The sequence below is a fragment of the Desulfitobacterium elongatum genome (genome assembly GCF_055378975.1).
In genome coordinates, this window is record NZ_AP038772.1 from 3,585,784 (window position 1) to 3,603,860 (window position 18,077).

Sequence of the window (18,077 nt, forward strand, 5' to 3'; positions counted from 1 at the left end):
CAGTCATTTCTGACGAGGCGATACTTTGTTATGTGAATAACTTATCATTAAAGGAGAGGATTTCATATTCTGACTTTTGTCCCAACAATAGGTACATATGTCCCTATTCCAAGGTTTTTTTCCTAATCCAATAGCTGGCTGCCTCTGTTCTATTTGTTACATGTAATTTCTTAAAAATGTTACTAATATAGTTTCTAACGGTCTTGTCTGAAATATCAAGGGCTTCTGCAATCTCTTTATTAGCCTTCCCTTGGCTTACCATTTGTAATATGCAGGTTTCTCTTGAACTTAATTTATTATTGGCCTCTTGTTTATCATTGTGAACGATAATATTATTAAAAACTCCATCGGTAACAGATGGATCTAATACGGAATCTCCTTTATAGACCTTAAGTATACTTTCAATCAATTCTTCACTTTTAATGTTTTTTAATAGATAGCCATCGGCTCCAGCTCTAATGGTTTCCATCACTAAATGTTCCTGCGAATAGGCCGTTAAAATTACGACTTTGACATGGGGAAACTGGCTTTTGATTCTAATACATCCGTTAACCCCATCTCCATCAGGAAGCCTAAAGTCCAGTAAAATCACATATGGGTTAGTCTTAGCAATCATAGACATGGTTTCCTTGAGGCTTTCTGCCTCTCCACATACCTCTATACGATCACTTAACCTTAAGATTAATTTCAACCCATCTCTGACGATATTGTGATCATCGACTAGCAATACCTTAATCTTTTCCTGCATAATCTACTTCCTCCCATGGGATCTTAAGCTCAATCCGTGTACCTTTCTTTACTTTCTCGATATGAAATGATCCTCCAACCCGCTCCGTTCTTTCTTTCATAGAACTGATTCCAAACTGTTTCCGAGGATTCAGATTACCACTAGAAATTCCTACACCATTATCTATTACCCTAATATATAGGAAATCGAATCTACCTTCTAAGAAAACACTGGCGTATTCAGCCTTTGAATGTTTGATGACGTTACAGATCGCTTCCTGGATAATATAATAGATTTGAGTCGATTTTCCCGGTGATAGATGTCCCATATTTAAGGGAGACATTTCACACTTAAAACATATATTTATACTTTGACTTTCATTATACTTTTGCACCAATTGCTGAAGACTATCTGTTAAATCCTCTAATTCAATTCTTTCTAAGGCTGTTGAGGATAAGAATTCCCGTGTCTTATTGATGGTATTACTTAAATCACTTTTCACTTCTTCAAAAATATCTCTTGTCTTATCTCCATCCTTGTTCATCGATAAATACTCAACTTTTAATCCGGCTGCATACAATCCTTGAATAATACTATCATGAATTTCTAGTCCCAGTTTTCTTCTCTCTTCTGAGGCTATTCTATGCTTTTCCAACCGTCTTATCTTTTCTTCTTGTTCCCAGCTAAAGGTATCAATGACCTGAATCAAGAGGAAATTTATCACTAAACCAACAATTGCCTTAATAAATAATGGTGAGAAACTAAAGTATTGCCTGAAAAGATCTCTATTGATTATATTAGCAGGAAAAAAATAAGCTTCTTGGACAAGTAGTCCTTCCAGCAAACCATAGATTAAAAATGTCCATGCTAAGCTTTTATATCTTCTCGATATTTCAATGGATCTGGTTCTCTCTATCAACCTAGCATTTAAGTATAGGGCTAAACCTGATATTAGAGCACTTGACAATCCTAATATATAACGCATGGTTACAATGTTATATTTGGTATTTAGAAGATGAAAATCCGATCCAAAGTTAACCATGAGTACTATAAAACCTGCCAGGTACAACAAGAATAATAGGAAGGGGATTCTAAGGAATGCTGTCTTATACTTACGCCCTAAAGGTAATAAATCTACTCCAAAGACCATTAAGAAGACAAAGGAAATAGCCTTTAAAATCATATTGATATTATAAATGGGAACCTGTAAATCTGGATAAAGATCTACAACCATGATCATTGTGATCCATTCTGTAAGACCGTGGATAATTCCAAAACACCCTAAATACTTCAGGGATTTTACTATAGATAAGTTAATTACTTTTATGTCCTTTTGCTGAATTGAAAAAATCCCCATATTGATCATTGCAAAACCGTACACCAGATATAACAAGAAGTATTCTCTAATCATAGGTCAAGTCGCCTCCTAACCGTGGATTTTCAACATTATTTAAAGCACTTAAGCTGGTACTACAATAGTCCCTAAATAATAGTACCACAGCTTACAACCGTCCGTCATGCGCTCACCACTTTAAGAGGGAGACATAGGGCCACCTATACTGTTGTCGACCTGTTTGATTCATTGAAAGGTTACGCAAAATAATAAGGGTATCCCGCTAGGTAATTCAAAATTACCTTACTGGGATACCCTCTAGTTTATTGCTTATATTAAAGATTATTTAACTGGAATAGAAACTTCTACTTTGTTTGCGAAAGCTTTTTTCAATGCACCGATGTAATCACCATGCGCGTCTTTAAGGCTGATGGATGCTCCGGATGTTACATCAGTAAGAACTTTCTTTTCTGCGTCAGTAAGTTTAGCTAATTTCTCTTTATCTTTCGGATCTGCCATTTTGTCAGTTAATGGTTTTCCATTTAAGTCAGAAGTATTTTTAGCAAACCATTGCTCGATTTCAGCTACTGTTTTTCCTTTAAAGAATTTTTGGTAATTGCCGAACTGAACAGACCAATTCATACCATAGGCTTTATCACCGCGTTCACGCTTTGTTTGCCAAGCACTAACTTCTTTTGCAGCAGCTTCGGGCGTACTTGCAGCAGCTTTCAGGTATGCAGGTTGACCAGGCCAACCGGAGAACATGGGGACACCTGGATGATCCGCATCGTTCGGAGATAAGACTTCCAATGCATCAAACTGCACATCAATAATTTTTCCATCTTGATCGAAGAGTGCATTAGCCGTTGCGGTGGAAACACTGTAGATTTGGCCACCGTCTTTATCTTTTCCAGGTCCAACGCGGAATACTGAGGTTTCGCCCATTCCCTTAAATACTTTTACCTCTGTAGCTTTAGCTGGCGCAGTAGTAGCGGCTGCTGGAGCACTTTGATTGCTAGAGCATCCTCCTAGAACTAGTAATGCAGTCCCCAAGGCAATAGCAACAGTAATCGATTTGATTTTAAACATAGTATAGCCCTCCTTGTTCAAATAAGTTTAGTGCATACTTGAATAGAATAGAATACATGCTTGTAAAAACAAATACATTCTTGACCCTTGTTCTCCTCCCTTCGTTTTTGGGATTCAATTAATATGTAACTAAATACTATGAGAGAACTAAATGTGAAAAATTTGGCGAAATAAAGTGAATTTTGTACTTGTGTAAACAAGCATTATCCCTATCTGAGATTACCAGAATCTTCATCCTTTTGTCAAGGCATAATTTCAAAACACTAATTTTGAGATAATAGAAAAGGTACCCCCAAGTGTAGTAAACATTACCCTGGGGAGTACCTTCGAATTCCATCTTAAAGTTAACTATTACTTAATAGTAACTTCTTTTTTGGTTTTATAAGCCTCTTTAAGTGCTCCTACGAAATCACCATGACTATCATTAAGACTGATGGAAGCACCAGAAGTTACATCAACAAGCGCTTTCTTTTCAGCGTCAGTAAGCTTGTTATACTTTTCGATATCTTTTGGATCGGTAGCCTTATCCGTTAATGGCTTGCCATTGACATCAGAAACGTTCTTAGCATACCATTGTTCAATTTCAGCTACAGTTTTGCCTGTAAAGAATTTTTGGTAATGAGCAGCTTGCACTGACCAATTCATTCCATAAGCTGCGTCACCGCGTTCAAGCTTTGTCTGCCAACCAGCAACTTCTTTCGCTACGGTTTCATCGGTAACTGTTGTTCCGTTTGGCCAACCTGAGAATACAGGCGCACCTGCTTTACTGGTAGGAGTCGTTTGACCAACTTCTAAAATATCAAAATAAACATCAATAATCTTTCCGTCTTTATCAAAGAGCGCACTTGAAGTTACATAGCTAAAATTATATGATTTTGCGTTTGTTGTTTTGTCCACTTTTACGCGGAATACTGGGGTTTGCCCTACTCCCCGGAATATTTTCATCTCTGTAGCTTTAGCTGGTGCTGTTGTAGCGGCTGCCGGTGCACTCTGTGTACTTGCGCAACCTCCTAAAACTAACAATGCTGTCCCCAAAGCAATAGCTGTAGTAATCGATTTAATTTTAAACATAAATAGCCCTCCTTGCGAAAATTCTCTTTAGTACTTACTAGTGTTTACCGTGGTACAGACAAGAAATAAATTTTGCTAGGATTGATCCCCCCTTCATTTTCTGGGTGGTAACCAATTTATGTAGATGATAAGGGTACCCAAACTAAAGTGAAGAAGTTATCAAGCAAACATAGATTGTACTAATAATCTTAATCAATTCCTCAATAAAATAAGATATCTTGTTACTAAATGGACTTATTTCTGTACAAAATTTAGTTGCATTGACAAGTTTATCTCCTCCCTGACTTTATCAGATATTCCTTCCCCTTGTCAAGACACAATTTGACAAGATAAATCAGAAAATAACTAATATACTCCACATATACTCCTCAAATGGCCATAAAATACAAAAAAAGACTGAGCTTCTCTAGAACCAATAGCCTTTTTCAACCATCAAAGCCAAATAGGTCAACAGAATAAAGCTCGCAACTGCAATCCCATCACTCTTAGTTAGTTTGAAGCGATACCCATATAAATCCTCCGGATTGACCTGTTCAACAAAACTTTCTATCTTGTCTAATTTCTCGAAGGAATTCACAATCAAAGAGACTATAATTTGCGATATACCTTTGATATTGATTTTAAACTTCCTGCGAGCTCCCCCCATAGCTGAACGCATACTTTCGCCTAAACTCTTCTTAACCTCGGATCCAGTCTCCTTAAGCTCTATAACAATGCACATGACCACTTTTAAGTAGTCCGTAACTGGAACGCCAACAAACTTCAATGGGGTAAAGAGTTTATCCAGCATCCCAATCACGGTTTTCATGGGAGTTGTATGAAAATATAAGATGCTAACATACCAGATGATAAACAATCTAAACAGTCTTAGAAAGATTTCATACGGTCCTTGATGATAAGCGAATATATCGTTGTTAGAAACAGAGTAGAAGAGGGCATTCATAAGTAGTCCAAAAAAGTATGGGATCATTACAATAATACAATAGGAAGTACCACTGATTAATAAGGTCCGCGGCTTGATTCTTGAAACTACGGTCACAAACAATAAGTATGCGAATACGACACCCAAGCTCATCTGCTTTTGAAGCAAAAATGGCAGGCAAGCAAGCGCCGTGGCCAGAATAAACTTAATAAGCCCATCCATGTCCGCGAACTTCAATCCTTTTGGGGCCTCATTTTCCATCGCTGAAAACCCCTTTTTTCCTGACTTCATTGATTGCTAGTTCACCTATGCTTCCTGTAATTAAGCCCGTAACGACGGAAGAAATTAAAAGAATTGGAAGGTAAAACATAACGACAACTTGTCCTAAGATTATCGATGCCACCACAATTTGTGCCGTACTATGGACAATGGCTCCGCCGATACTTATCCCTTTGATGCTAAAGAACCTTGAACACTTTTTGTAAAGCAACCACATGACAAGGGCACTAAAGATACCTCCACTTAAACTAAAGGCCAGCATCATAACACCCCTCGTCAGTACCGCTACCACAAAACAGCGGACAATCACGACAAAGAGAACATCTTTAAATCCGAGAAAAGCGATTGCAATCATCGTAATGATATTTCCCAGCCCCAACTTAATACCCGGTACAGGGATTGGGATAGGAATAAATGATTCTAGAAATGAAATCAGAATCGCATTGGTGACTAAAATTATGATTACTGCGTATTTTTTATTATTATTCATCAATGATTACCTTCTTAGCTTTTATGAATCTACGCATTGCTTTCATCTTGGTAACCCTACCCGTTTTCATCACAAGGAGTACTATTCGACATACTGATATTCATGACTTGCATCTTGAAAGGTAAAACTTCCTTTCAAGCCTTCTGTCACATAAATCTTTTTATCCGTCGTAATGAAAACAGCCTCAATTCCGCCATACTGCCGGATAAGCTCCTTACCTTTCTCCAGCCCTAAAATAAAGACCGCTGTATCAATAGCATCTGCGTCCAAGGAAGAATCCGTGACCAAGGTTACGCTCATCAGATCCGATCGGGCTGGATATCCTGTGTGAGGGTCAATGATGTGATGATAGCGTTGGCCATCTGCTTCAAAGTATCGTTGGTCATCCCCTGCAGTTACGACTGCTTTACCTGTAACTGTAACAGTACCCACAATCTCTCCACCCTCAATTCCTGAGGGCCTAGGATTACGGATACCCACCCTCCATGGGCTCCCATCAGGCTTATTGCCTAAAGTTACGACATTTCCACCGAGATTAATAAAAGCCGACTGGATACCGTTCTTTTTGTAAATATCCCTAGCAACATCACCGGCATATCCTTTAGCAATGCCCCCAAGATCAACCATTTGCCCCGCCTTTTTCAAACCGGCGGATTTTTCATCGAGGTATAGGTCTTTATAATTCACGAGAGTGAGTAATTTCTTCAATTCTTCTTTCGCTGGGATATGCTCTTGATCCGTTCCAATCCCCCAGCTTTTGACGACTGGACCTATAGTGACATCAAAGGCGCCCTTGCTTAGCTCAGATATTTCCTGAGCTTTTTTTATTATCTTCACAGTCTCGGGATCCAATTCAACGTTCTTTTTTCCTGCATTTTCGTTTAGCTTATAGATATCCCCTTCTGGTGCATTAAACGTTAATAGTGCTTCCAGATCAGCCATCTTTTTATTCGTCTCATCAATTACAGCTTGTCCATTTTTGCCATAAACCTTTTGAGAAATGACCGTCCCCATGGCAAACGCGTCCGCTTCAGCTACCTCATCTTTGTTCTGGTTTGGATTATTTGAGTTACAAGCAGTTAATAATCCTGCTGTCATAATGACAAGTAACAATGAAGCTAGCCTTTTTCTGCTTTTTTTCAAGATCAACAACAATTTCAATCCCTTCTGAACTTGTTAAATATTGAACTTTGTATCCTCCCATGTTTTACATGGCTGTTTTATTTAGGCCCTAGGCTTTTTACCTCTAAAAATAATAACATACAATGTTGGAGATTAAAATAGCCTCGATTGTGTCCCCATCCTTTCCTTTTAAAAAAGGACCTTTGTGAAAGTGCGCAAATTGCCTTACACAAAGATCCTTTTTTTATAAAAATACCAGATTATTTTTTCCGCGAAAGTAACTCCTGCGAAATATCGCTTAAGTTTACTCCTCGCTCTTCCAGCATGACTAGCAGATGGTAAAAAAGATCAGAGACTTCATAGCGGATTTCATCTGCAGAGGAATTCTTCGCAGCAATAATTGTTTCGGCGCTTTCCTCTCCTACCTTTTTAAGAATCTTATCAATTCCCTTTTCAAAAAGATAGGTCGTGTAGGCCCCTTCTGGGCGTTCGAGATTACGAGAGTGGATGACCTCTGCGAGGAGTTCCAGGGTCCGTCCCAAGGGGAGCTTAGGCCTTTCATTAGGTTCTCCAAGGGCTACGAACTCTTTTCCCTTCGGCGCATAGTGAAAGCAGGAGAAATAATTTTCATGACATGCGACACCTGTTTGCTTCACTGTCAGTAAAATAGCATCTTGGTCACAGTCAAAACGGAGATCTACAACTTCCTGGATATTCCCTGAGGTTTCTCCTTTAAGCCAAAGGGATTGTCGACTCCGACTATAATACCAGGCTCTCTTTTCCTCCAACGTGAGGCGAAGGGCTTCTTCATTCATATAGGCAAGCATCACGACTTCCCGAGTCTCTTCATCTTGGACGATGGCGGGAACCAGGCCGTCCGTATTCCACCGGATTCCCTCCGGGATGATATTATTAGATTGCCGTTCAATCTGATTTTCTGTGTTCACTGGGCCATCCTCCTCTAAGCACATTCTTTGACGAGATGTGGAGCGAAATCAAAGCTCTCCTCAACTCTCTTTATAGATTATTTTCTGATAGGAATCCTACGCTCCTCAAGATAACGCTTGGCTTCGGCAATGCTATACTCACGATAATGAAAAATCGAAGCCGCTAATACAGCATCCGCTTCCCCGGTTGTTAGTCCCTCTGCCAGATGCTCTAAATTCCCAACCCCACCACTTGCTATCACTGGGAGTGAGACCGCCCGACTAACAGCACGCGTTAGTTCGAGATCATATCCATTTTTCGTTCCATCTCGATCCATGGAGGTGAGCAATATTTCTCCTGCCCCTAACCTTTCTACTTCCTCGGCCCACTCTAGGACATCTTTTCCCGTTGGCGTTCGTCCTCCATGGATATAGACCTCCCAGGCACCCGAGCTGGTTTGGCGCGCATCAATAGCCACTACAATGCATTGACTTCCAAAGGCATGGGCTCCTTCTTTGATAAGCGTTGGGGTCTGAACAGCTGACGTATTCAAGGAAACTTTATCCGCTCCGGCACGCAGCATTCGACGGATATCTTCAATCGTTCGTAGTCCTCCACCTATCGTGAATGGGATAAACACTTGTTCTGCTGTCCTCCGTACGACCTCGATCATGGTCTCTCGGCCTTCTGCTGATGCGGATATGTCTAAGAAGACAAGTTCGTCTGCTCCCTCTTGGTCATAGAGTGCAGCCAGTTCCACAGGGTCTCCTGCATCACGCAAATTAACAAAATTAGTGCCCTTTACGACTCGTCCCTCATGCACATCGAGACAAGGAATAATCCGCTTAGCTAACATAATACGTCCCCCTTGTCGCTATCAGAAAGGGGACCTTTATTAGGATTGAATTTATCGGTTTCAGCCGATGAATTCACGACATTGAGAGCTTCCGATAAGGTAAACGCGCCAGAGTAAAGCGCTTTTCCGATAATAACGCCTTCGATAGTTACCCCTTGATTGACTTCGTTCTGAAGTTGGATTAAATCCTTAAGTTTCGAAACTCCACCGGAGGCAACGACCTGCAGGCCACTTGACCGCGCCAGCTCAACAGTACTCTGAATATTAGGCCCTTGCAGCATCCCATCTCTCGAAATATCAGTAAAGACAAGATGCTTTACTCCGACTGCTTTCATCTTTAATGCTAAATCAAGAGCACGAAGTTCTGTAGCTTCTGCCCAACCCTGTACTGCAACCCTTCCATCCTTGGCATCAATCCCAACAACAATTGCTTCCGAATAGCGTGCTGCTGCCTGTTGCACCAGCTCCGGATTTCGAACAGCAACTGTACCTAGGATGACCCTCTCTACGCCTAGATTAAGAAGTTCCTCAATTCGTTCGAGAGTGCGAATTCCTCCCCCGACCTGTACTCTAAGCTGGGAGGACTTAACAAGTTCACGAATGACCGAATCATTAACGGGTTTCCCCGCAAAAGCGCCATCTAAATCAACGACATGTAAGAAAGTGGCCCCTTGTTCCTTGAAGCTTAGTGCTACTTCTACAGGATTTTCTGCATAAATCGTTACGTCCTCCATCCTACCCTGAAGAAGGCGAACCGCTTTTCCATCCTTCAAATCAATCGCTGGAAATACCCGCATTTTCGTTCACCCACCTTCCGAAGTTCTCAAGTAGTTTAAGTCCCCAAGGACTCGATTTTTCTGGATGAAACTGTGCTCCCCAGATATTCTCTCGCCCTACTAAAGCAGGAAAACGCACCCCATAATCACTCATTCCGACAAGGATTTCCTCATCTTCAGTCAAAGCATAGTAGGAGTGAACAAAATAAAAATATGCCTCCTCCGGTATCCCTTCTAAGAGAAAGCAGGGTTTTGCCTGAGTGAGAGTATTCCACCCCATATGAGGAACTTTTCGTCCCACAGGAAACTTTATGACTCGGCCGGGTAATAACCCTAATCCTTTATGCTCTCCATGTTCTTCTCCGACTTCGAAAAGCACTTGCATCCCGAGACATATCCCTAAGAAAGGACGTCCAGATTCAGCATAGTGGAGTAACGGCTGAATCCACCCTTTCTCCTCCAAGGCGATCATAGCATCGGCAAACGCCCCCACTCCAGGAAGAATGATTCCTTTAACCTCATCTAGTTCCTTGGGATTCTCCAGGATACGAGCAGAATATCCCAACTTCTGGAGGGCTTTTTCCACACTCCGCAAATTCCCACGGCCATAGTCTATGATTCCGATCATGGAAAAGTCCCTCCTCTAAAGTACCCCTTTGGTGGACAATATCCCAGTGAAACGAGGATTTTGCCGTACTGCAAGCCCTAATGCTCTACCGAAACCCTTGAATACCGCTTCAAGAATATGATGACGATTCTTTCCTGAGATGAGACGAATATGAAGGGTAATCCCTGCCTGAACGGAAACTGCTCGGAAAAATTCTTCCGCCATTTCAACCGGGAAATCTCCCACCGTCCCCTCCGGACAATTTACATCCCAAACAAGATAGGGGCGATTTGATAGATCCAAGGCTACCTGGACTAAGGCTTCATCCATCGGCAAAAGAGTATCCCCTACGCGTTCAATTCCGCGCCGATCCCCTAAAGCCTCACGCAGCACTTGACCAAGAACTATTCCACAATCCTCAATCGTATGATGAGTATCCACCTTCAAATCACCCTGGGCCTCTACCTCTATATCCATATAAGCAAACCGCGCCATTGCTTCAAGCATATGGTCGAAAAAGCCAATGCCCGTGTTAACCTGAGCCTCACCAGCGCCATCTAAATTAACCTTCATATGTATATTGGTTTCTTTCGTTTTACGGTCTATTAAAGCTTCTCTCATTTTCTCAACCCTCATTTTCATAAAAACATATCTCAAGTTTACCAGTGAAAACAGACTTTCAAAGACCCTACAAAGTAGCTTTTCGCGCAGAAGTGAACGACTTCTAGCGGAGGGGCGTTAAATCGAACGAGGCTTTCGAGTGGATAGCGGCGCCACTGGTTCACATGCAGAAAGCACGAGGGTTTGGCAGAGCTCCCTCGAAAGCAAGTGAGATAGCCCCGAAGCTAATGAGTGAACGCTGCGCGAAAAGCTACTGACCCCAGTCTTTATCCTAGTGTTGAGACATAACGTCTATGCTAATATCTCTCGAAGAACTCTTACTAACCTCTCATTTTCTACAGGCAACCCCGCACTCAAACGAAGCGCCTTCCCCATCACCTGGAGATTCCCCATATTCCTGATCAGGAACCCTTGGTTCATTAACTCTTGATACACAAGCTCGGGATTCTCTGGTTGGAAGAGGATAAAATTCGAACGCGTCGGAAAAACCCGAACTCCAGGTAAAGTCTTCAAGCTCTCATAAATTTTTTGCGTTTCCTCGACTATAATTCGTATCTGCTCGTTAAACTCTTCCAAGTAGTCTAAGGCAATGACTCCCGCCTGCTGCGTTAGTGCATTTACATTAAAAGGCTGGCGTGCGCGATTCAGCAGTTCGATTGTTGTCGGTTGACCGAGTAAGTAGCCAAGCCTTAGGGCAGCCATGGCAAAGGCTTTGGAAAAGGTTCGCATGACAATAAGGTTAGGATAGTTTCGAATTTGATCAATGACGGTTTCTCCTGAGAATTCCGCATACGCTTCATCGACAATGACGATTTTTCCAGACTCTTCGACGATTCGCAGAAGGTCTTCCCTAGGATAAAGCGATCCCGTCGGATTGTTCGGATTACAGAGAATAATGATATGAACTTCGGAACGTGCCGCAGCTTCTAATATCCCTTCGACGTCCAAGCGAACCTCAAGGCCTTCCGCAAGTAGTGGCACCTCAATAACGCTGGTACCAGTAACTTTAGCTGCAGCCCAATACATACTGAAGGTTGGAGGGTGAACCACAACTGCCTTGTTCTCGCCCCCAAACGTCGTCATAACGAGTTGAATCAATTCATCTGATCCATTACCTGCTAAGATTCCTCCTGCAGAAATTCCTGTATAGTGTGAGAGCGCTTTCTTTAGCTCTAACGCTTCCCCATCGGGATAGCGGTTCAGCTCGAACTTCGCTTCGAATAGTTTTTCCTTCATCCCGCTTGGCCAAGGAAGAGGATTTTCATTCGCATCCAACCTTATGCAGTTCGGGACTGGCTTGCTTTCATACGCTTTCAGGGTACGAATCTGAGGTCGAATAAGATCTTCTGGTGTTATTCTTTTTTCTACCATAATTTCCGTGCCTCCACTGCCCGAGCATGAGCCTCTAACCCTTCTCTTCGAGCTAGATGAGTTATCTGACGACCATCCCGTTTGAGTGCTTCTTCCGAATAACTAATCACACTAATCTTCTTCATAAACGTATCTACATTAAGAGGAGAATAAAAGCGTGCGGTTCCACCCGTCGGTAACACGTGATTCGGGCCAGCAAAATAATCACCCACAGGTTCTGGAGAAAACCGCCCTAAGAAGACCGCCCCAGCGTTTCTTATACGCCCTAACCAGTTATAAGGCTCCTTTACTACGAGTTCGAAGTGTTCCGGCGCAATCTTGTTTACAAGCGCTATACCTTCCTCAAGGTCTTTCACCCAGATGGCGGCCCCATAGGTTTCCCAAGATGCCCGAGCGATCTCTTGGCGAGGAAGCTCTGCAAGTTGTCGTTCCACTTCAGCTACCGTCAGTTCTAAGAGAATCCGGTCAGGAGAAAGAAGAATCGCCGAGGCTAAACGATCATGTTCTGCCTGTGATAGAAGATCTGCCGCCAGCTCTTCCGGTTTTCCTGCTTCATCCGCAAGAATTAGAATTTCGCTGGGACCTGCTAACATATCGATATCCACCGTACCAAACACTTGCTTTTTTGCCAAGGTTACGTAGATATTTCCAGGTCCCGTAATCTTAGTGACGGGCGAAATCTCATCTGTGCCAAAAGCGAGTGCAGCTATCGCTTGTGCGCCACCCACCTTATATACTTCTGTGACTCCTGCCTCCGCTGCGGCTACGAGAACCTCAGGTAATAAGGTCCCATCTGCTCGAGGCGGGCTCACCATCACAATCTCTTCTACGCCCGCAACTACCGCAGGCAGTGCATTCATGAGTACGGAGGAAGGATACGCAGCGGTTCCTCCAGGGACATAAATCCCTACCCGCCTCAGGGGAAGCAAAAGCTGCCCTAACACACTTCCATCTTCCTTCGGGTCAAGCCAAGAGGTTCTCTTTTGCTTCAAGTGAAAGTCGAGGATATTCTCCTTCGCTTGGCGAAGGGCCGTGAGGAACTCTTCATCCACTATAGTGTACGCCTCAGCAAATTCCGCTTCTTTGACCCGAAGCCCAGCCTTACGCAAATTCACACGATCGAACGTCTCGGTAAATTCATAAAGCGCTGAGTCTCCGTCTCTTTTTACTTTATTTAATATCTCGGCAACCTTTTGCTCGAGCAAAGAATCGTCCCCATAGGATTTCCGAGTGAGTGTCGTTAAGTCCAACTCCTCAAGCGTCTTAATTTCCATACCGATCCTCCATTCCCACATCTCACATTTAATTCCATCAGGTTTGAATTATCTTCGCGCTACTGATCTACCGCAACACCTAGTTATCCCTTTTTGTGTATTACTTCATTTCAGACGATCTTGCGAAGCTTCTCTGTCAGTTCTGCGATCCGTTCATGCTTCATCCGAAAAGCGACTCGGTTCGCGATGAGCCGAGTGGTCGCCTCCAGAATTGGGGCAACTTCCACGAGACGGTTCTGCCTTAGCGTAGTACCCGTCGAAACAATATCCACAATCAACTCCGCAAGTCCTACCCGAGGAGCAAGTTCAATATTCCCATGGAGCTTAATCGGAACCACTTGCATCCCTTGCTGACGGAAAAATTCCTGAGCCACCCGGGGAAACTTCGTTGCTACCCGCTGGTGGTTTAAGCTACTTAAATCAAACTGGCCATCGGGTAAACGAGATGGGACTTTCTCTTCTGGCATAGCGACTACAAAGCGACAGAATCCAAACTTTAGATCGAGTAATTCAACGACATCCTTGTTCTCTTCTAAGAGCGTATCTTTACCGACAAACCCCAAATCTGCTGCGCCATATTCGACGAACGTCGGAATATCCGTGGGCCGACAAATAATTATCTGGGCTTGTGACCCTTCTAAAGGAAAAACCAATCGACGAGATTCTTCACTTACATCCCTACATTCGATGCCAACCTGGCTAAGTGCTTCTAAAGAATCCGTTAATAACTTGCCTTTAGGAAGGGCGATGGTTAAGAAATTCCGTGACATCCTCCCCAACTCCTTCATTCTCATCTTTTATCACTTTACCTTATTAAAGTATTAGAGTAGTTTAGGGCTATTATAACAATCCTAGTATCCCCTGGCAACACTTTTTCATATCTTCAGGGGAATATTTATCCGAGAAAGAAAAGTATTAAGAAAACTCCCCCGAAAAATCGAAGGAGTTTCTACCTGATGCTATTCTCTACAAGCTGCAAATTGACCTTATTGAGCACAAATGATGCTTTGAATTCCTTTTCGAAGAGCCAAATCCTCCGCCTCTTCTTGGGTTAGGAAGTCTAAGCACATTTCGACCTGTATCCCCGTTTGGCGAAGTTTACGAGTTTGATCAATCACTTTAGACGTATCATTCCCGTAGACCAAAGCCTCTGCACCTTGGACCTTATGAATCGGCAATCGCCTTACCAGCGCCCCGAGATTAATCGCAAACCCCGTGGCAGGTAATGGATAACCAAACTCTTCATATAAGGAATCATAACGGCCCCCTTCTACGATGGGGAAACCTACTCCTGGAACATATCCTTCAAAAACTGCTCCAGTATAGTAACTAAAACCACGCAAGATACCCAAATCGAGGGAGACATAGTCCTGAACCCCAAAGTCCTTTAGGTATTGGTAGACCCTTCTTAGTGCTTCAACAGCGGAGAGAATTGACGGTTGAGCACTCCACTCAAGTACCTGATCGAGCATCTCTTCCTTGCCATGAAGGTGAGGAAGTTGAAGTAAAATTTCTCGCACTCTGGAAGTCAATTGGCTTTCTTCCACAAGCCTTTCAATCCCAACAAAATCTTTATGAGCGAGTGCATCTTGATACTTCATCTTAACCTCGAGGGGAATCCCCAGTTCATCCATAATTCCTGTAAAAATCCCCATGTGTCCCAAATTGATCTGAAAATCCTTCACTTCCATGTGGCGAAGGGCTTCAACTGCTAAGGCTACGACCTCAGCATCTGCCACAGGAGATTCAGACCCAATCAGTTCCACCCCAGCTTGGCGAAACTCTTGTGTAGGCGACTTAGAATAACGAAAGACATCTGCGGCGTAACACAGCCGTAAGGGAAGTTCCTCCCCGCGCATCCGAGTACTTACCATCCGTGCGATTGGAGTCGTAAGTTCTGGCCTAAGAACAAGCACATGCCCTTGCCGATCAAAAAACTTGAAGAAGGAATCTGCTTCTCCCTCAACCGGTTGAATACATGCACCGTACTCCAAAGTAGGAGTAACTGCCTTTTGATAAGACCAGGAATTAAATAATTTAAGGACCTCAGCTTCGGCATGGTCCTGCAAAGCGATTTCATCGGGTAGGATATCATGCATCCCATCAGGAATCCGTAACCCTAACGACGTTCGAAGCATATTAATCCTCTCCCTTTTCTTTTTTAGCTAATCGTCTAAGTACTAATTGATACCCATCCGCCCCAAAGTACAAACACCGCTTAACTCGGCTTATTGTGGCAGTACTGGCTCCCGTTGACTGAGCAATCGTTGTGTAGGTTACATTCTTCTCCAAAAGTTTGGCCACTTCCAAACGCTGAGCTAACGCTTTGATCTCAGCAATTGTTGCTATATCCTGAAATAAGCGATAACATTCTTCTTTGCTTTTTAATAATAAAATCGCCTCAAAAAGTGCATCAGTCAAAGGATCACGTAAACGCTGATCGATGCCCGCATAATCTTCTCCCTCATGATCTTTCATTTTATATCAACTCCTTACACTTCTATACTTTAATTTATTAAAGTATTAGGTCATTGTCAATATTCACCCCAAAATTCTTATAAATTCTTCCAAGAAGTGCTTTTGAAAAACCTCTTGCCAAAAATCATTTAACTGTGCTAGAATAGTTACTAGTCAATATTCTTTTTTCAAAGAACATTGACACTGAATAAACACTCTTATCCAGAGTAGGTGGAGGGACTGGCCCGATGAAACCCGGCAACCGGCATTAACATGCACGGTGCTAAATCCTGCAGGAAATACTGGGAGATGAGAGGAAAACCGACGATATAACTCCGCGGATTTTCCTCGTGGAGTTTTTTGTTATGTTGAGGAGGAAAAGCATTGATTAGAATTGAGCACTTGACGAAAAAATACACCTCCCATCAGGGAAGCGTCATAGCGCTAGAGGATATATCACTCGACATCCCTAGAGGAGCAATCTATGGGATCATTGGCTTGAGCGGAGCCGGAAAAAGTACCCTTGTCCGTTGCATCAATCGTTTGGAGGAACCCACAAGCGGTAAGATTATTATCGATGATCAAGACCTAACAAAAATGTCAGCTCGAGAGCTACGGCAAGCTCGTCAAAAAATCGGAATGATTTTTCAGCATTTTCATCTCCTTCAATCTCGTACCGTAGCTGAAAACATCGCCTTCCCCTTAGAGATTGCAGGCTTTAAGAAAACAGAGATTGAGAAACGAGTAAAGGAACTTCTCCCTCTGGTTGGATTGATTGATAAAGCAGATGCCTATCCTTCCCAACTCAGCGGAGGACAAAAGCAAAGGGTTGGAATTGCTCGCGCTCTGGCGACAAATCCTAAAGTGCTGCTTTGTGACGAAGCTACCTCTGCACTCGACCCGCAAACGACGTTATCGATCCTCAACTTATTACGAGATATCAATCAGCAATTCGGACTGACCATCATCATGATTACACATGAGATGAAGGTTGTTAAAGAGATTTGCAGTGATGTAGCGGTTATCGACTCCTCTAAGATTGTCGAACATGGTCCGGTTGAATCTGTATTTATTCAACCACAGTCTAGCATCGCCAAAGAATTCATCTCCACTGTTTTCCCTAATGAGCTTCCCGCGGATTTGCTCCGCGAACTAGCCGCTCATCCTGACTCCCAGATTGTTCGTATTCAATTCCTCGGATCACGTGCTTCTGATCCAATCATTGCGGATCTCATGAAAGAATGTGACGTTCGCGCAAATATCCTTTACGGAAGTATCGACCACCTGCGTTCCACACTCTTTGGAACTTTGACCTTAGAGCTCCAAGGTAACCCCGAACAGTTGATCTTAGCTCATAGATATCTTGACAAACGAGGCTTGAAGGTAGAGGTGATTCAAAATGCAATTTGAATTTTCCATGCTAACTAATCCCCAGTATTGGGATACCATAACTCAGCTCTTAACTCCAGCAATAGGTCAAACTCTCTACATGGTTTTCGTCTCAACTCTCTTGGCCTATATCATCGGTGTCCCCCTCGGTGTGATTCTCGTCATCTCCTCGCCAGGGCATATCCTTCCGAATCCTTGGGTTGAGAGAACATTAGGCACCGTAATCAATATCTTCCGTTCGGCTCCGTTTATCATTTTGCTGGTCGCTTTGATTCCTCTTACTCGGGCAATAGTCGGTACCTCTATCGGTACGACAGCAGCAATCGTCCCACTCGTCATCTCCTCTGCTCCGTTTGTCGCTCGAATGGTAGAGAGTTCACTTAAGGAAGTTCCTTACGGAGTCATCGAGGCTGCTTTATCCATGGGCTCATCCCCTTGGCAGATTATCAGTAAAGTTCTCCTTCCCGAAGCAAAGGCCCCCCTCATTTTAGGCTTTGCAATTACCACGATTAGTGTTATCGGCTACACAGCCATGGCTGGAGCTGTCGGAGGTGGTGGACTCGGTGATGTCGCGATTCAATACGGTTACAACCGCTTCCGCACCGACATCATGGTGATTACGGTCATCATTCTCATCTTGATTGTTCAAGGAATTCAGTCCTTAGGAACCTTACTCGCTCAGAAAATATCCCATCATTAAGCTTGTTACAAGCCAATTTCTTCAATCTCTATCACAAAACACCCGGGAATGGTGGAGAGGGTGCGA

19 protein-coding genes and 1 riboswitch are annotated in these 18,077 nt (G+C 43.0%); of the genes, 2 read left to right on the forward strand and 17 right to left on the reverse strand.

The features are described from left to right. Positions 1-103: 103 nt before the first annotated feature. The 17 genes from ACZ42W_RS17015 to ACZ42W_RS17095 form a co-directional block, all read right to left on the reverse strand. Entirely contained in the window at positions 104-748 is a 645-nt protein-coding gene (locus tag ACZ42W_RS17015) for a response regulator (protein WP_464166455.1), read from the reverse strand. Beyond that, on the reverse strand, positions 732-2,138 hold the full coding sequence (locus ACZ42W_RS17020; RefSeq protein ID WP_464166456.1) for a sensor histidine kinase: 1,407 nt from the start codon (positions 2,136-2,138) through the stop codon (positions 732-734). Before ACZ42W_RS17020 ends, ACZ42W_RS17015 begins: the two co-directional genes overlap by 17 nt. A gap of 264 nt (positions 2,139-2,402) precedes the next feature. Further along, entirely contained in the window at positions 2,403-3,149 is a 747-nt protein-coding gene (locus ACZ42W_RS17025; protein WP_464166457.1) for an FMN-binding protein, read from the reverse strand. Between the two features lie 351 nt (positions 3,150-3,500). Beyond that, entirely contained in the window at positions 3,501-4,220 is a 720-nt protein-coding gene (locus tag ACZ42W_RS17030) for an FMN-binding protein (RefSeq protein ID WP_464166458.1), read from the reverse strand. A gap of 406 nt (positions 4,221-4,626) precedes the next feature. Continuing rightward, entirely contained in the window at positions 4,627-5,403 is a 777-nt protein-coding gene (locus ACZ42W_RS17035) for a CbiQ family ECF transporter T component (protein WP_464166459.1), read from the reverse strand. Beyond that, a complete protein-coding gene (locus tag ACZ42W_RS17040) occupies positions 5,393-5,911 on the reverse strand; it encodes a Gx transporter family protein (RefSeq protein ID WP_464166460.1) in 519 nt (172 codons plus the stop codon). The genes ACZ42W_RS17035 and ACZ42W_RS17040 overlap by 11 nt, the downstream gene beginning before the upstream one ends. A gap of 81 nt (positions 5,912-5,992) precedes the next feature. Beyond that, positions 5,993-7,009: an FAD:protein FMN transferase gene (locus tag ACZ42W_RS17045; RefSeq protein WP_464171060.1), complete on the reverse strand. Its 1,017-nt coding sequence runs from the start codon at positions 7,007-7,009 to the stop codon at positions 5,993-5,995. A gap of 284 nt (positions 7,010-7,293) precedes the next feature. Beyond that, the gene (gene hisIE / locus ACZ42W_RS17050; protein ID WP_464166461.1) at positions 7,294-7,980 is read right to left on the reverse strand and encodes a bifunctional phosphoribosyl-AMP cyclohydrolase/phosphoribosyl-ATP diphosphatase HisIE; all 687 of its coding nucleotides are present in this window, start codon (positions 7,978-7,980) and stop codon (positions 7,294-7,296) included. A 77-nt stretch (positions 7,981-8,057) separates the two neighbouring features. Next, the gene (gene hisF / locus ACZ42W_RS17055) at positions 8,058-8,816 is read right to left on the reverse strand and encodes an imidazole glycerol phosphate synthase subunit HisF (protein ID WP_464166462.1); all 759 of its coding nucleotides are present in this window, start codon (positions 8,814-8,816) and stop codon (positions 8,058-8,060) included. Then, entirely contained in the window at positions 8,810-9,613 is an 804-nt protein-coding gene (gene hisA / locus ACZ42W_RS17060; protein WP_464166463.1) for a 1-(5-phosphoribosyl)-5-[(5-phosphoribosylamino)methylideneamino]imidazole-4-carboxamide isomerase, read from the reverse strand. Before hisA ends, hisF begins: the two co-directional genes overlap by 7 nt. Next, complete coding sequence (gene hisH / locus ACZ42W_RS17065; protein WP_464166464.1) at positions 9,591-10,220, reverse strand: imidazole glycerol phosphate synthase subunit HisH; 630 nt, start codon at positions 10,218-10,220, stop codon at positions 9,591-9,593. The genes hisA and hisH overlap by 23 nt, the downstream gene beginning before the upstream one ends. A gap of 15 nt (positions 10,221-10,235) precedes the next feature. Then, positions 10,236-10,820, reverse strand: a complete 585-nt coding sequence (gene hisB, locus ACZ42W_RS17070) for an imidazoleglycerol-phosphate dehydratase HisB (RefSeq protein ID WP_464166465.1) — start codon at positions 10,818-10,820, stop codon at positions 10,236-10,238. Positions 10,821-11,111: 291 nt separating this feature from the next. Next, a complete protein-coding gene (gene hisC / locus ACZ42W_RS17075) occupies positions 11,112-12,191 on the reverse strand; it encodes a histidinol-phosphate transaminase (protein ID WP_464166466.1) in 1,080 nt (359 codons plus the stop codon). After that, the gene (hisD, locus tag ACZ42W_RS17080; RefSeq protein ID WP_464166467.1) at positions 12,185-13,465 is read right to left on the reverse strand and encodes a histidinol dehydrogenase; all 1,281 of its coding nucleotides are present in this window, start codon (positions 13,463-13,465) and stop codon (positions 12,185-12,187) included. The genes hisC and hisD overlap by 7 nt, the downstream gene beginning before the upstream one ends. A 110-nt stretch (positions 13,466-13,575) precedes the next feature. After that, positions 13,576-14,235 (reverse strand): ATP phosphoribosyltransferase, encoded by a 660-nt coding sequence (hisG, locus tag ACZ42W_RS17085; protein WP_464166468.1) that lies wholly within the window; start codon positions 14,233-14,235, stop codon positions 13,576-13,578. Positions 14,236-14,451: 216 nt separating this feature from the next. Beyond that, a complete protein-coding gene (hisZ, locus tag ACZ42W_RS17090; RefSeq protein ID WP_464166469.1) occupies positions 14,452-15,603 on the reverse strand; it encodes an ATP phosphoribosyltransferase regulatory subunit in 1,152 nt (383 codons plus the stop codon). A 1-nt stretch (position 15,604) separates the two neighbouring features. Beyond that, entirely contained in the window at positions 15,605-15,943 is a 339-nt protein-coding gene (locus tag ACZ42W_RS17095; RefSeq protein ID WP_464166470.1) for a YerC/YecD family TrpR-related protein, read from the reverse strand. Positions 15,944-16,137: 194 nt separating this feature from the next. Beyond that, positions 16,138-16,238, forward strand: a riboswitch (SAM riboswitch). A gap of 68 nt (positions 16,239-16,306) precedes the next feature. On the opposite strand from ACZ42W_RS17095, the gene ACZ42W_RS17100 reads away from it, so the two are divergent. Together ACZ42W_RS17100 and ACZ42W_RS17105 are read left to right on the forward strand one after the other, a co-directional pair. Next, entirely contained in the window at positions 16,307-17,332 is a 1,026-nt protein-coding gene (locus ACZ42W_RS17100; RefSeq protein WP_464166471.1) for a methionine ABC transporter ATP-binding protein, read from the forward strand. Continuing rightward, the gene (locus ACZ42W_RS17105) at positions 17,322-18,011 is read left to right on the forward strand and encodes a methionine ABC transporter permease (protein WP_464166472.1); all 690 of its coding nucleotides are present in this window, start codon (positions 17,322-17,324) and stop codon (positions 18,009-18,011) included. The genes ACZ42W_RS17100 and ACZ42W_RS17105 overlap by 11 nt, the downstream gene beginning before the upstream one ends. Positions 18,012-18,077: the final 66 nt, after the last annotated feature.